At 68.2% G+C, this 13,530-nt stretch carries 15 protein-coding genes; 10 read left to right on the top strand and 5 right to left on the bottom strand.

Features of this window, described 5'->3' with window-relative positions; all coding sequences use genetic code 11:
- The first annotated feature begins 64 nt into the window (after nucleotides 1–64).
- Nucleotides 65–532: a Cd(II)/Pb(II)-responsive transcriptional regulator gene (gene cadR, locus PI990_RS25250; RefSeq protein WP_271658835.1), complete on the top strand. Its 468-nt coding sequence runs from the start codon at nucleotides 65–67 to the stop codon at nucleotides 530–532.
- 110 nt (nucleotides 533–642) lie between these two features.
- Here the strand turns inward: cadR and PI990_RS25245 are convergent, their stop codons facing one another.
- The 4 genes from PI990_RS25245 to PI990_RS25230 form a co-directional block, all read right to left on the bottom strand.
- On the bottom strand, nucleotides 643–1,380 hold the full coding sequence (locus tag PI990_RS25245; RefSeq protein WP_271658834.1) for a hypothetical protein: 738 nt from the start codon (nucleotides 1,378–1,380) through the stop codon (nucleotides 643–645).
- A 134-nt stretch (nucleotides 1,381–1,514) separates the two neighbouring features.
- Nucleotides 1,515–2,294 carry an OmpA family protein gene (locus PI990_RS25240; RefSeq protein WP_271658833.1) on the bottom strand — a complete coding sequence of 260 codons (780 nt, stop codon included), beginning with the start codon at nucleotides 2,292–2,294 and terminating at the stop codon, nucleotides 1,515–1,517.
- A 41-nt stretch (nucleotides 2,295–2,335) separates the two neighbouring features.
- Complete coding sequence (locus PI990_RS25235; protein WP_442969299.1) at nucleotides 2,336–2,746, bottom strand: DUF4398 domain-containing protein; 411 nt, start codon at nucleotides 2,744–2,746, stop codon at nucleotides 2,336–2,338.
- A gap of 303 nt (nucleotides 2,747–3,049) precedes the next feature.
- Nucleotides 3,050–3,394, bottom strand: coding sequence for a hypothetical protein (locus PI990_RS25230; protein ID WP_021219485.1), 345 nt, complete (start codon nucleotides 3,392–3,394; stop codon nucleotides 3,050–3,052).
- A 202-nt stretch (nucleotides 3,395–3,596) separates the two neighbouring features.
- Between PI990_RS25230 and ppc the strand changes: the two genes are divergently transcribed.
- From ppc to PI990_RS25185, 9 genes are all read left to right on the top strand, one after another.
- Nucleotides 3,597–6,233, top strand: a complete 2,637-nt coding sequence (gene ppc / locus PI990_RS25225; RefSeq protein ID WP_271658831.1) for a phosphoenolpyruvate carboxylase — start codon at nucleotides 3,597–3,599, stop codon at nucleotides 6,231–6,233.
- A 156-nt stretch (nucleotides 6,234–6,389) separates the two neighbouring features.
- A complete protein-coding gene (gene adk, locus PI990_RS25220) occupies nucleotides 6,390–7,037 on the top strand; it encodes an adenylate kinase (RefSeq protein WP_043244036.1) in 648 nt (215 codons plus the stop codon).
- 88 nt (nucleotides 7,038–7,125) lie between these two features.
- On the top strand, nucleotides 7,126–7,806 hold the full coding sequence (tsaB, locus tag PI990_RS25215) for a tRNA (adenosine(37)-N6)-threonylcarbamoyltransferase complex dimerization subunit type 1 TsaB (protein WP_271658830.1): 681 nt from the start codon (nucleotides 7,126–7,128) through the stop codon (nucleotides 7,804–7,806).
- A 109-nt stretch (nucleotides 7,807–7,915) separates the two neighbouring features.
- On the top strand, nucleotides 7,916–8,257 hold the full coding sequence (locus tag PI990_RS25210; protein ID WP_271658829.1) for a hypothetical protein: 342 nt from the start codon (nucleotides 7,916–7,918) through the stop codon (nucleotides 8,255–8,257).
- On the top strand, nucleotides 8,257–9,117 hold the full coding sequence (locus tag PI990_RS25205) for a DUF72 domain-containing protein (protein WP_271658828.1): 861 nt from the start codon (nucleotides 8,257–8,259) through the stop codon (nucleotides 9,115–9,117). Before PI990_RS25210 ends, PI990_RS25205 begins: the two co-directional genes overlap by 1 nt.
- Before the next feature lie 61 nt (nucleotides 9,118–9,178).
- Nucleotides 9,179–10,006, top strand: a complete 828-nt coding sequence (locus tag PI990_RS25200) for an isocitrate lyase/PEP mutase family protein (RefSeq protein ID WP_271658827.1) — start codon at nucleotides 9,179–9,181, stop codon at nucleotides 10,004–10,006.
- A gap of 4 nt (nucleotides 10,007–10,010) precedes the next feature.
- A complete protein-coding gene (locus tag PI990_RS25195) occupies nucleotides 10,011–10,706 on the top strand; it encodes an extensin-like domain-containing protein (RefSeq protein WP_271658826.1) in 696 nt (231 codons plus the stop codon).
- 71 nt (nucleotides 10,707–10,777) lie between these two features.
- Nucleotides 10,778–11,560, top strand: a complete 783-nt coding sequence (locus PI990_RS25190; protein ID WP_271658825.1) for a class I SAM-dependent methyltransferase — start codon at nucleotides 10,778–10,780, stop codon at nucleotides 11,558–11,560.
- A 19-nt stretch (nucleotides 11,561–11,579) separates the two neighbouring features.
- Nucleotides 11,580–12,857 carry a cytochrome P450 gene (locus PI990_RS25185; RefSeq protein ID WP_271658824.1) on the top strand — a complete coding sequence of 426 codons (1,278 nt, stop codon included), beginning with the start codon at nucleotides 11,580–11,582 and terminating at the stop codon, nucleotides 12,855–12,857.
- Here the strand turns inward: PI990_RS25185 and PI990_RS25180 are convergent.
- A complete protein-coding gene (locus tag PI990_RS25180; RefSeq protein WP_271658823.1) occupies nucleotides 12,835–13,497 on the bottom strand; it encodes a TetR/AcrR family transcriptional regulator in 663 nt (220 codons plus the stop codon). The genes PI990_RS25185 and PI990_RS25180 overlap by 23 nt on opposite strands.
- Between the last annotated feature and the right edge of the window lie 33 nt (nucleotides 13,498–13,530).

The following is a 13,530-nucleotide window of genomic DNA, read 5'->3' as shown; positions in this document are numbered from 1 at the left end:
TTGACGGGAATGGTGCTGATTGCACACCCTGTAGCAACTACAGAGTCAAGCAGGGGAATGAACCATGAAGATCGGCGAGCTGGCACGACTGACCGATTGCTCGGTGGAGACCATCCGCTACTACGAGCGCGAAGGGCTGCTGCCGGAGCCGTCCCGCAGCGAGGGCAACTACCGCCAGTACACCCAGGCCCACGTCGAGCGCCTGGCCTTTATCCGCCACTGCCGTTCCCTGGACATGACCCAGCAGGAAATCCGCGAGCTGCTGCGCCTGCGCGACAGCCCCGAGGCGGACTGCACCGCCGCCAACCGGCTGATCGACGAGCACATGCACCATGTGGAGGTGCGCATTGCGGAACTGCGTTCCCTGCAGGAGCAGCTGCGTGCCCTGCGTGCCCATTGCCAGATTGCCGGCAGCAGCGAGTCCTGCGGGATTCTCCGTGAGCTGGAGCAGCCGGCGCCGCCGAGCGTCATTTCCGATTCCTGCGCCGAGGCCGGGCACCTGCATGTGCCGGGGGTGCACAAGCGGCATTGAGGGTGCGGCGTTTCATCTGCAACGGTGTGCCGTTCTCGGCTCCGCCTGGTGGATGAGAAGAGCGTCATCCACCCTACAAAGCGGTCATGTCCGTGCGGTGGCCTGCGGGGCTACCGGATTTCGAATATGAAAGGGTTCTGCGGATCGGGGAACCGCAGGCGGTGCTGTTCCGCCGGTGTCTTGCTGCCGGGTTGCAGGTAGTCCACTCGCAGGCCAGCCGGCTCGTTATCGACCGTCTCTTCCAGGTAGGCATTGCTCGGGTAGAGGACGCTGCCTTGGGGGGCTTCACGCACTGCCGCGCAGGAGGCGAACAGCGGGGGCAGGTTGTAGAGCCTCTGCCCCTGCACCAGCAGCACCTGGGTGTAGCGATCGGCGCGGCCGCTGCCCTTGGCCGGCAGCTCCAGGCAGAAGGATTCGCCGTTGCGCCAGGCGGTGAGGCTGTAGAGCCCCTCCGGGTCGATCGAGGCGCCGGCCTGCCAATCGGTCGGGGCGAGGTCGGTGACAGCTGCCAGGCTCCAGTGGCGCTTGCCGATATCCAGGCGCTGGCCGTCGAAGGCGATCTCGGGCATGCCCGCTGGCGGCTCGCCTTCCAATGTGCCGGGGGCGCTCCATTGCTCCGAGTCGTAGCGTTTCACCGCAGCCGCCATGGCGTTGACCCAGAGGCACTGCTGCGCCCCGGTGCAGGCCAGGGACAGCGCGCTGCCGGCCCCTTCGAACAGGTTGCCACCCAGGGACCGGTAGAAGGCCTCGTAGCCGTCGAAGCGCGCAGGCCCGGCCTGCGCCAAAAGGGGCAGGGCGGTGCAGAGGGCGAGTGCCAGACGCTGGCGTGAGGGGGCGGATGACGGCATGGTCCCTGGTCTCCGGGGCGCGATGGCATGCATCCTAGCGGGGCGGCCGGCCTTGCGGAAACAGCGATCGGCGCGACGCCAAGCCGCGCACAAAAAAGCCCGCCGGGGAGGCGGGCTTTTTCATTACCGAAGGATCAAAGCGCAGCGCGCGGGGCGACCGGGCCGGGACCGTTGGCGATGGTCACTTCCACACGACGGTTCAGCGTGCGCGAGGACGCGGAGGCATTGCTGGCCACCGGGTAGTCCTTGCCGAAGCCGTGGGTGGTGATGCGCGTGGGGCTCACGCCCATGGCCACCAGGGCGCGGCGCACGGAGTCGGCACGGGCCTGGGACAGGCGCAGGTTGTGGTCGACGGTGCCGGTGTTATCGGTGAAGCCTTCCACCACCACCTGGCGATCCGGGTTCTGCACCAGGAAGTTGCCCAGTTGCTGGACGTTGCTCATGCCGTTGGGGTTGAGCTCGGCGCGGTCCACTTCGAACAGCACGTCACCCAGGGTCACCACCTGGCCACGGTCGGTCTGCTTGGCCTTGAGCTGGTTGACCAGTACATCCACCTGCTGGTTGCGCGCATCCAGCTGGGCCTGGGTGCGCTGGGCCGGCGCGTTGGCCAGGGCCTCTTCGGCGGCCTTCTGCTTGATGGTCTGGCGGGCCAGCTCGACGCGCTGGTTGGTGATGTAGGCGAGCTGGTCGACCTGCACCTGGTCCTGCTTGTCGGCGTAGGCCTGTTCGGCGCGGCTCAGCATGTCGCCGGCTTCCTTGGTTTCCAGGGCCGCCAGGGTGTTGGCCTGGGGCTCGGCCTGCAGCTCGGAGTAGTTGCTGCGTGCCTGGTCCAGGTTAGGGTTGGGCTTGGAGGCGCAGGCCACCAGCGCCAGGCTGAGTACGGAGAGAGCGGAAACTGTGATCAGCTTATTCATGACGGATCATCCTTATCGATGCGGAAAGAGGGCGGCGCGGATCACTGCACGATGATCGGCTGGCGCGAGCCTTCCTCGCGAATCTGCTGGACGCCTTTCTGGGCGTCGTCCAGGGTTTTCTGGGCCTTAGTGGCCAGGGCCTTGCGCTCGGCGACGCGGGCGTCCCATTCGGCCTGTTCGGCGATGCGGCGGGCTTCGTCGTAACGCTCTTCACGCAGCAGGTTCTCGGCCTGGGCCAGCTTGTCCTGGGCGTTCTTCATTTCCACCGGGGCGTACTGCGGGCCGCCGGCGCTGACGGCGCTCTTGACCACGGTATTGGTCACGGCGAACTGTTCGGTGGGCGGATTTCCGGCGCAGCCGACGAGCAGGGCGCTACTGCCGGCGACCAGGGCGGCCAGGACTGTTCTGCGAATCGTTACAGCAGGGCTTGTCTTCATGATGTTCAGCTCCATTGGAATTACCTCGCCATTTCAGATCTCATGGCAACTTGCCTGCCAGATGCATGCTTAGGGCCGCTAGATCGACGATTTTCCGCCAAAAATCACCGACTAATGGTTGATGCGCTGGCGTGCTTTTTGTGACAGGGGCAATTCTGGAAATGTTCAATAAAATTTACGTAAATACCCTGGAAAGCCCGCCGCACAAGGGCTGCGGGCGATGGGCCGAGCCCTTCATGTCATGGCGTGCAACGAGGGGGAGGTAGGCGAGATAGGCGGGCAGCGCCGGCCCCAGGGCGGGGCCGGGCAGGGGGGCGATCAGTGCTCGGTGCTGTCGTGCTGCTGGTCGAACTGGCGCAGGTGCTTGCGGGAAAGGGCGAGGAAGCGTGGCGTGGGTCCGATGTCCTCGAAGAGCGGGTCACCCTGCTCGTCGGTGGCCACCACCTTGCTGCCCTTGACGTAGGGCAGGCTGGCTTCGAGCTCCTCGAGGGCGGCGCCGAGCAGTTCGCCGAGCAACTCCTCCAGGCTGCGCTTGGGGTACATCTCGTTGAGGGCGGCGAGTCGTGCCGCGGATTCCACATCCAGGTGGATGCTGTACTGGCTGCGGGTCAGGCGACCCTTGGCGTTTTCTTCCCAATGGCGGATCAGTTCGCGGATCTTCATGGTCACCTCGTGCCAGGCCCGCTCGTGGCGGGCATCTGCTGGAGGTCGGCGGCGCGGTGCCGTCGGCCGGCGGGCGCTTCTGGGGCCCGCCTGTCTTCAGCCTAGCTCGCCGGGGACGATGCAGCGGCATGGTGTCGCACCCTTGTAAGTCGATGGCGCCCTCGGCACTCTGGGGGCTCGACATCTCTCTGGGGAGCCTGTCATGGCGGAAATCGACGCACGCTTGCGCGAAGACGTTCACCTGCTCGGCGAATTGCTGGGCAATACCATCCGCGCCCATCAGGGCGAGGCCTTCCTGGAAAAGATCGAGCGCATCCGCAAGGGCGCCAAGGCGGCCCGCAAGGGCTCGCGGCAGGGCGAGCAGCAGCTCAACGAGGCCCTCGACGATCTCACTGCCGATGAGTTGCTGCCGGTGGCCCGGGCCTTCAACCAGTTCCTCAACCTGGCCAATATCGCCGAGCAGTACCACCGCATCCGCCGGCGCGGGCCACAGGAGCCGGAGCTCTTCGAGAAGCGCGTGCTGCCGGAGCTGCTGCAGCGCCTGGGCGCTGCCGGGCATTCGCCGGACCAGCTGGCACGCCAGGTGGCGCGGCTGGATATCGAGCTGGTGCTGACCGCCCACCCCACCGAGGTGGCGCGGCGGACGCTGATCCAGAAGTACGACGCCATGGCCGCTCAACTGGCGGCCCAGGACCACAGCGACCTCAGCGCCGACGAGCGCGCCAAGGTGCACACCGCCCTGGAGCGGCTGATCGCCGAGGCCTGGTTCACCGACGAGATCCGCCGCAGCCGGCCGACGCCGGTGGACGAGGCCAAATGGGGTTTCGCGGTGATCGAGCATTCCCTCTGGCACGCGTTGCCGGAATTCATCCGCCAGACCGACCGCACCCTGCATGCCGCCACCGGCCTGCACTTGCCCCTGACCGCCGCGCCGGTGCGCTTCGCCTCGTGGATGGGCGGTGACCGCGACGGCAACCCCAATGTCACCGCTGCCGTGAGCCGCGAAGTGCTGCTGCTGGCGCGCTGGATGGCCGCCGACCTCTACCTGCGTGATGTCGACCACCTGGCCGCCGAGCTGTCCATGCACCAGGCCAGCGATGAGTTGCGCGTACGCGTGGGCGTGCACCCCGAGCCCTACCGGGCGCTGCTCAAGCAATTGCGCGAACGCCTGCGCGCCACCCGCGCCTGGGCCCAGGCGGCGCTGGATGGCGAGGTGGCGGCCGGCCCCGAGGTGCTGCAGGACAACCAGCAACTGCTGGAGCCCCTGGAACTCTGCTACCACTCCCTGCACGCCTGCGGCATGGGCGTGATCGCCGATGGCGCGTTGCTCGACTGCCTGCGCCGCGCGGCTTGCTTCGGCCTGTTCCTGGTGCGCCTGGACGTGCGCCAGGACTCTGCCCGTCATCGCGCCGCCCTGGCAGAAATCACCGACTACCTGGGGCTCGGCGACTACGCGGCCTGGGACGAGGACGCGCGCCTGGCCTTCCTCCAGCGCGAACTGGACAACCGCCGCCCGCTGCTGCCGCCCCATCACAAGCCGTCCGCCGAAACCGCCGAGGTGCTCGCCACCTGCCGCGTGGTGGCCTCGGCACCGGCGGCCTCCCTGGGCTCCTATGTCATCTCCATGGCCGGCGCGCCTTCCGATGTGCTGGCCGTGCAACTGCTGCTCAAGGAAGCCGGGCTGCAGCGGCCGATCCGCGTGGTGCCGCTGTTCGAGACCCTCGCCGACCTGGACAACGCCGCCCCGGCCATCGACCGGCTGCTGGGCCTGCCCGGCTACCGCTCGCGCCTGCACGGCCCGCAGGAAGTGATGATCGGCTACTCCGACTCGGCCAAGGACGCCGGCACCACGGCCGCCGCTTGGGCCCAGTACCGCGCCCAGGAAGCGCTGGTGGAAACCTGCCGCCAGCATCAGGTCGAGCTGCTGCTGTTCCATGGCCGCGGCGGCACCGTGGGACGTGGCGGTGGCCCGGCCCACGCGGCGATCCTGTCGCAACCGCCGGGTTCTGTGGCGGGGCGTTTCCGCACCACCGAGCAGGGCGAGATGATTCGCTTCAAGTTCGGCCTGCCGGACGTCGCCGTGCAGAACCTCGACCTTTACCTGGCGGCGGTGCTGGAGGCGACCCTGTTGCCGCCCCCGCAACCTGAGCCTGCCTGGCGCACCGAAATGGACCGCCTCGCCGCCGAAGGCGTGGCCGGCTACCGGGCGGTGGTGCGCGAGCACGAGCAGTTCGTCGAGTACTTCCGCCAGGCCACGCCGGAGCAGGAGCTGGGCCGCCTGCCCCTGGGCAGCCGCCCAGCCAAGCGTCGCGCCGGTGGCGTGGAAAGCCTGCGGGCGATCCCCTGGATATTCGCCTGGACCCAGACCCGCCTGATGCTGCCGGCCTGGCTGGGCTGGGAGCGGGCGCTGCAGAGCGCGGTGGAGCGGGGCGAGCTGGCGCTGTTGCGGGAGATGCGCGAGCGCTGGCCATTCTTCGCCACCCGCATCGATATGCTGGAGATGGTCCTGGCCAAGGCCGACGGCAACATCGCCGAACTCTATGACTCGCGACTGGTGGAAAAGCAGCTGTTGCCGCTGGGTGCGCATCTACGCGACCTATTGTCGCAGGCCTGTACGACCGTACTAGGGGTGACCGGGCAGTCCGAGCTTCTGGCGTCCAGTCCCGAGACCCGCGAGGCCATCAGTGTGCGCAACACCTACCTCGACCCGCTGCACCTGCTCCAGACGGAGCTTCTGGCCCGTTCCAGGCGCGCCGAGAACAGCGCCGAAGGCCCCCTGGAACAGGCGTTGCTGGTGAGCGTGGCGGGCATTGCGGCAGGCCTGCGGAACACCGGTTGAAGGGGCTTCTTATCCGACTTTCGGTGGCTTGTGCGGCATAGGGGTGCTGTGTATCTTGATCAACCTTTTGGCCGCTCAACGACGCCGAAACCCGATACTGAGATTGGCCCCAAGAGGCGAATCCGAGACTTCAAAACAATCTTGAGGAGCACATCGATGCGCGTGATTCTGCTGGGGGCGCCCGGTGCCGGAAAAGGTACCCAGGCTGGTTTCATCACCAAGAAGTTCGCTATTCCGCAAATCTCCACCGGCGACATGCTGCGCGCAGCGGTCAAGGCGGGCACCGAGCTCGGCCTGAAGGCCAAGAGCGTGATGGATGCCGGCGGCCTGGTTTCCGATGACCTGATCATCAACCTGGTCAAGGAACGCATTGCCCAGCCCGATTGCGCCAACGGCTTCCTCTTCGATGGCTTCCCGCGCACCATTCCCCAGGCCGAAGCCCTGAAGGACGCTGGCGTGACCATCGACCACGTGGTCGAGATCGCCGTGGACGACGAAGAGATCGTCGGCCGCATCGCCGGTCGCCGCGTGCACCCGGCTTCGGGTCGCGTGTACCACACCGAGCACAACCCGCCGAAGGTCGCTGGCAAAGACGACGAAACCGGTGAAGACCTGATCCAGCGCGACGACGACAAGGAAGCCACCGTGCGTCATCGCCTGTCCGTGTACCACTCGCAGACCAAGCCGCTGGTGGACTTCTACCAGAAGCTGTCCGCGGCCGAAGGCACCCCGAAGTACAGCGCCATCGCCGGCGTCGGCTCGGTGGAAGAGATCACCGGCAAGGTGTTCGCCGCGCTTTCCTGATCGATCGCTGATCGATTCGACCAACGGCCCGCTTGCGGGCCGTTGGCGTTTATAATGCGCGCCTTTTTCGACCCATCTGGATGCACCGATGACCACCCTGCTGGCCCTGGATACCGCCACCGAAGCCTGTTCCGTCGCCCTGCTGCATGACGGCCGCGTGCTCAGTCACTACGAGGTGATCCCGCGCCAGCACGCCCAGCGCCTGCTGCCGATGATCCAGGCCCTGCTGGCCGAGGCCGGCGTCGGCCTGCCCGCGCTCGACGCCATCGCCTTCGGTCGTGGCCCGGGTGCCTTCACCGGCGTGCGCATCGCCGTGGGCGTGGTCCAGGGCCTGGCCTTCGCCCTCGACCGCCCGGTGCTGCCGGTGTCCAACCTCGCGGTGCTGGCCCAGCGTGCCCACCGCGAACAGGGCGTGAGCCAGGTGGCCGCGGCCATCGATGCGCGCATGGACGAGGTCTACTGGGGTTGCTACCGCCTGGAGGCCGGCGAGATGCGCCTTGCCGGCAGCGAAGCGGTGCTGCCGCCCGAGCGTGCAGAGCTGCCCCGTGACGGCCTGGGCGAGTGGTTCGGCGCCGGCACTGGCTGGGGCACCTTCGCTTCGCGCATCCCGGTGGCGGTGAGCGGCCAGGCGCCCGACCTGCTGCCCCACGCGCAGGACCTGCTGACCCTGGCCACCTTCGCCTGGGGCCGCGGCGAGGCGGTGGTGGCCGACGAGGCCCAACCGGTTTACCTGCGCGACAACGTCGCCACGCCCAAGGCGCCGCGCTGAGCGAGCTGACCACCGGCAATGCCGGGCGTCAGGGATGATTGAAAATCCCCGGATGTCCGGCTAGATTCCACCCCATTCGCCAACCCCTTTGACAGCCTGACCTCCATTGATGCGCATCGACGGTTTCACTTCATCCATCTCGCTGGATCGCAGCCCCCGCCAGGGCAGCGCGAATACCGCTTTCCGCGAGGTGCAGCGCGAGGTCGAAAGCCGTCGTGACGTGCCGGCCACCCCGGCCAGCACCCAGGGCTTCGAGCAGGCCGCCCAGCCGCGCAAGGTCGAGGCCAGCAATGCCAGCAGCAACAGCCTGCCGGCCCGCCCCCAGGACATCGTGCAGCCGCGCAACCTGAGCAATCGCGCCAACCAGGCCATTGCCAGCTACGCCACCACCGCCAGCTTCGCGTCGGAGACCGACGCGCCGGAAGTCCTCGGGCTCGACCTCTACGCCTGATGCTGCCGTACTTCCTCGGCTGCCCGTCCTGGAACGAGCCCGCCTGGCGCGGCAGCTTCTACCCCGCCGATACCCGCCCCGCTGAAACCCTCGAGCACTACGCCCGCGTGTTCAACGCCGTGGAGGGCAACACCACCTTCTACGCCCGCCCCTCCGCCGCCACGCTGCAGCTGTGGGCCGAGCGCATGCCCGAGCATTTCCGCTTCTGCGCCAAGCTGCCCCGGGACATCAGCCACGAGGGTGACCTGCGCGACCGCATCGGCGCCACCCAGGAGTTCCTGCGTCTGCTCGAGCCCCTGGGTGCACGGGTGGCGCCGCTGTGGCTGCAACTGTCGGCGAGCTTCGGGCCGCAGCGCCTGGGCGAGCTGGCGGACTGGCTGGACACCTTCTCCCACCGCGCTATCGCCGTGGAGGTGCGCAACGCCGCGTTCTTCGCCCGGGGCGAGGAGGAGAAGGCCCTCAACCGCCTGCTCCACGAGCGCGGCGTAGAGCGCATCTGCCTGGATTCGCGAGCCCTGTTCGCCTGCGACTCCGACGACCCGGCGGTGCTCCACGCGCAATCCAAGAAGCCGCGCGTGCCGGTCAGGCCGACCGCCTTCAGTGCTGCGCCCCAGGTGCGCTTCATCGGTGGCCCGGACCTGGACGCCAACCAGCGCTACCTCGACCCCTGGCTGGACAAGGTGGCCGACTGGATCGGTGAAGGCCTGGTGCCCCATGTGTTCCTGCACACCCCGGACAACCACTTGGCGGCCGCCCAGGCACAGCGCTTCCATGCCGGCTTGATGACCCGCCTGCCGGGCCTGCCGGCATTGGCCGAAAGCGCCGCGCAGCAGGAATCGACACAACTCGACCTGCTCTGAGGCTGTCGCTTTCCCCAAGGCGCGGGTTAAGGTCGGGCCTTTGCAACCCGGGAGAGATGCCATGCCGAGCCAGGCCCAACGTGCCGAAACCTTCCGCGCCCTGCACCAGGACGCCGGACTTCTCGTACTGCCGAACCCATGGGATGCCGGGTCGGCGAAGATGCTCGCCGCCCTGGGCTGCCGTGCCCTGGCCACCACCAGTGCCGGGTTGGCCTTCTCCCTGGGCCGCCGTGACGCCGAAGGCGCGGTGAGCCGTGAAGAGGCATTGGTCAACGCCCGCGCCATAGTCGAGGCCACGCCCCTGCCGGTGGCCGCCGACCTGGAGAACGGCTACGGCGACAGCCCCGAAGCCTGCGCCGAAACCATCCGCCTCGCCGCCGAGGTCGGCCTGGTGGGTGGCTCGATCGAGGACGCCAGCGGCCGTGCCGACGCGCCCATCTACCCCTTCGAGCTGGCCGTCGAGCGTGTCCGTGCTGCGGTGGAAGCCGCGCGCAGCCTGCCGTTCCCCTTCACCTTCGCCGCCCGTGCGGAGAACTTCCTCCATGGCCGCCCTGACCTCGATGACACCATTCGCCGCCTGGTGGCCTATGCCGAGGCCGGCGCCGATGTGCTCTATGCGCCGGGGCTGACCACCCGCGAGCAGATCATCGAAGTGGTACGGGCGGTGTCGCCCAAGCCGGTCAACATTCTGGTGGGCTCGCCGGCGTTGAAGGTGGGCCTGGCGGAGTTGGCCGAGCTCGGCGTCAAGCGCGTCAGCCTGGGCTCCAACCTGGCGCGGGTGGCCTACGGCGCCTTCTTCCGCGCGGCGGAGGACCTGCTCTGCGGCGACCTCACGGCCACCCAGCGGGCGATGCCCTTCGACCGTATCAACGACCTGTTCAAGGGCTGAACGGGTGCGCGTGCGCCGGCTGATTCCGCTGCTGATCCTGCTGCTGGTGCTCGGCGCACCCCTGGCGGTGTACCAGAAGTGGGTGCAGCTGCCGCCGCGCTGGGACCCCTGGGCGCCGCTGGATGTGCGCGATGAGCCCAACCTGCTGACCCCCTTCAAGCTGATGCGCCTGCAGGCCGACCCGGCGCTGTGCCGCCTGGCGCTGCAAACCTCCAGCCTGAAATACGCGACGCTGCCGGACAGCGCGCCGGCAGCCGGTTGCCCCATCGAGAACAGCGTGCGCATCAGTGGCTCGGGGCTGGCCTTCAGCAGCAGTTTCATCGCCACCTGCGAGGTGGCCGTGGCCTTCGCCCTGTTCGAACGTCACGGGCTGCAACCCATCGCCCGTGAGCTCTATGGCCAGCCGGTGGCGCGCATCGACCACCTGGGCAGCTTCGCCTGCCGCAATATCGGCGGCACCCAGCGTCGCAGCCAGCACGCCTCGGCCAACGCGCTGGACATCGCCGGCTTCCGCCTGGCCGATGGACGGCGCATCAGCGTGGCCCGCGACTGGGCGGGCGATGACACCGAGGCGCGTTTCCTGCGCCGGGTGCGCGATGCCGCCTGCGAGCACTTCAACACCACCCTGGGGCCGGAGTACAACGCCGCCCACCACGACCACTTCCATGTCGACATGGGCCTGTTCCGCCTGTGCCGCTGAGTGCCGCGCACGGGCGCCTGGCTCGTGGCTCTGGCAAAATGCCGGGCATCTTGGAATAACGGATTCGATCAATGAGCGATGAGCGGGAACAGGCCCGGGTGCGCGTCGATGCACTGGCGCCGCAGCACCAGGCAGGTGCGGCCCAATGGGCGGCCAGGCTTGGGCTGCCCCTGGGCGGCGAGGCGGACTTCGCCCTGCAACTGGGTGACGACGGCCTGCAGCTGGTGGACCTGTCGCCCCAGGCACCGGGCCCGGTGCGGGTCGACTTCGTCGAGGGCGCGGCCGCCCATCGACGCCAGTTCGGCGGTGGCGCCGGGCAGATGATCGCCAAGGCGGTGGGCGTGCAGCCGGGCATCCGCCCGCAGGTGCTGGACGCCACTGCCGGCCTGGGCCGCGACGCCTTCGTGCTCGCCAGCCTGGGTTGCGAGATGGACCTGATCGAACGCCAGCCCCTGGTGGCAGCGCTGTTGGAAGACGGCCTGGCCCGCGCTGCGGGTGACGGCGAGGTGGCTGCCATCGCCACGCGCATGCGCCTGCACACCGGCAATGCCATCGAGCTGATGCAGGGCTGGCAGGGCGAGGCGCCCCAGGTGATCTACCTCGACCCGATGTTCCCCCACCGCGACAAGAGCGCCCTGGTGAAGAAGGAAATGCGCCTGTTCCGCCCGCTGGTGGGCGATGACCTGGATGCGCCGGCCCTGCTCGCCGCGGCCCTGGCGCTGGCCAGCCACCGCGTGGTGGTGAAGCGTCCGCGCAAGGCGCCGATCATCGAGGGCGCCAAGCCCAGCTATGCGCTGGAGGGCAAGTCCAGCCGCTACGACATCTATCCGAAGAAGGCCCTGAGCAAGGGCTGACCGCGAGGGAAGGGATTCCATGGACGACGCCATCCGCTGCCCCATCCGCCGCACCCTGGCGCACCTGCCCTGGGTCGGTGACGACCGCGCCGGTGCCCGCCATTGGCTGGCGATGCAGCGCGACCCGCTGGCCTGGTTGCAGAAGGTGCACGCCGAGCAGCCGGACATGGCGGTCACGCGCATGGGGCTGAGCCGGCTCTGGTGCCTGTTCCACCCCCGGGCGGTGCAGGAGCTGATGGTCGACCACCGCGAACACCTGAAACGCTGGGAACCCAGCCTGTGCATGATGCGCCAGTGGAACGGGCGCAGTTTCATGATGCGCGAGGGTGAACCCGCCCGTGAGCGGCGCAAAGAAATGCGGCCGCATATCGCCGCGCCTTCGGCCGCCGACATCCTGCAACTGGCGGAGCGCTGGAGCGAGGGCATCGAGCCCGGTGCCGAGCGCGACCTCGATCTGGAAATGGCCGCCTACAGCGTCACCCTCACCGGGCGCGCGCTCTTCGACATCGACCTGGAAAACGACGCCTTCCGCGTGGCCCGTGCGGTGCGCCTGCTGTCGCGGGTGGCGCTGCTGGAGACCAGCACCGGTATTCCCCTGGGGCACTGGTTCCCCAGCAAGCTGTGCCCGCGCAAGCGCTGGGCCCTGGCGCAGCTGCAGGAAGTGGTAGGGCGCTGCGCTGACGAATCACCCCGCCCGCTGGCAGTGCAGCGCGACGAACTGGCCACGCTGCTGATGGCGGGGCACCAGTCCACCGGCGCGACCCTGACCTGGGCGCAGCTGCTGCTGGCCCAGCACCCGGAGGTGCGCGAGGCGCTGCGGGACGAACTCAAGGGTGTGGACTGGAGCCGGGTACAGGGCGTGGCCGACCTGCGCCGGTGCCCGCTGCTGCGGGCGGTGATCCAGGAGAGCCTGCGCATCTACCCGCCGGCCTATGGCCTGGTGCCCCGGCAGCTCACGGCGGACGTGGAGGTGTTCGGCCAGGGGCTGAAGAAGGGCGACATCGTCATGCTGTCGAGCTGGATCACCCAGCGCGACCCGCGCTGGTTCGAGGCGCCGCTGGAATTCCGCCCGCAACGCTTCATCGAGCCTTCGACCTGGCCCAAGGGCGCCTACTTCCCCTTCGGGCTGGGGGACCGTGCCTGCCCGGGCACGGCCATGGCGATGATGGACCTGGCGGTGTCCCTGGCCTGGTGGGTCGAGCACTGGGACGTCGAGCCGCTGGGGCCGATCGAGCCCCAGGGCTGGTTCTCCCTGCGGCCCAAACGGGCGCGGGTCAGGTTCGTGCGACGGGGGTGACGTCCTCGGCGCGGTAGGCGCGGAGGAACAGCTCCACCACTTCCTGCACATGCTGCTCGGCCTCTTCGCCCTGGAGGGGCGTGGCGCAGCCGATCAGCAGGCGGAAGTTGTGCCCGCCCTTGATCAGGCAGAAGAAGTGCTCGGCGGCGTTGATCGGCTTGTCGATGCGCAGCTTGCCGGCCTTGTCCGCCTGGATCAGCAGGCGCTCCATCTCATTGAGGATCTGCTGCGGGCCGGCATCGAAGAACAGCTTCGACAGCTTCGGGTCCTGGTTGCCCAGGGTGGCCATCAAACGGTGCAGTTCGATGGACTCGCTGCTGTTGATCAGCGCCTGGAAACCCATGCCGATGTTGCGTAGCACAGTTTCGATGGTCCCACCGAGGGGTAATTCGAACAGCAGCTCCGGCAACTGCTCCATGCACTTGGCCTTCACTGCGGCGGAGAACAACGTCTCCTTGTCGGTGAAGTGGCTGTACACGGTGAGTTTGGAGACCCCGGCCTCGGCGGCGATGGCGTCCATGCTGCTGCCGTCGTAACCCTTGCTGAGGAACAGCGACTTGGCCGCCTCGAGGATCGCCGCACGCTTGGCCGGGTCCTTGGGGCGGCCGGGGCCGCTGGCTTGTAAAGTTTTGTCAGACATTCGCGTTTAAATACTGGACTGGTGAGTTTGCTA

Origin of the sequence: Pseudomonas sp. TUM22785 (assembly GCF_028198105.1) — a bacterium.
Lineage (GTDB): Bacteria > Pseudomonadota > Gammaproteobacteria > Pseudomonadales > Pseudomonadaceae > Metapseudomonas > Metapseudomonas solani.
This window is presented reverse-complemented; position numbering and strand designations above follow the sequence as displayed.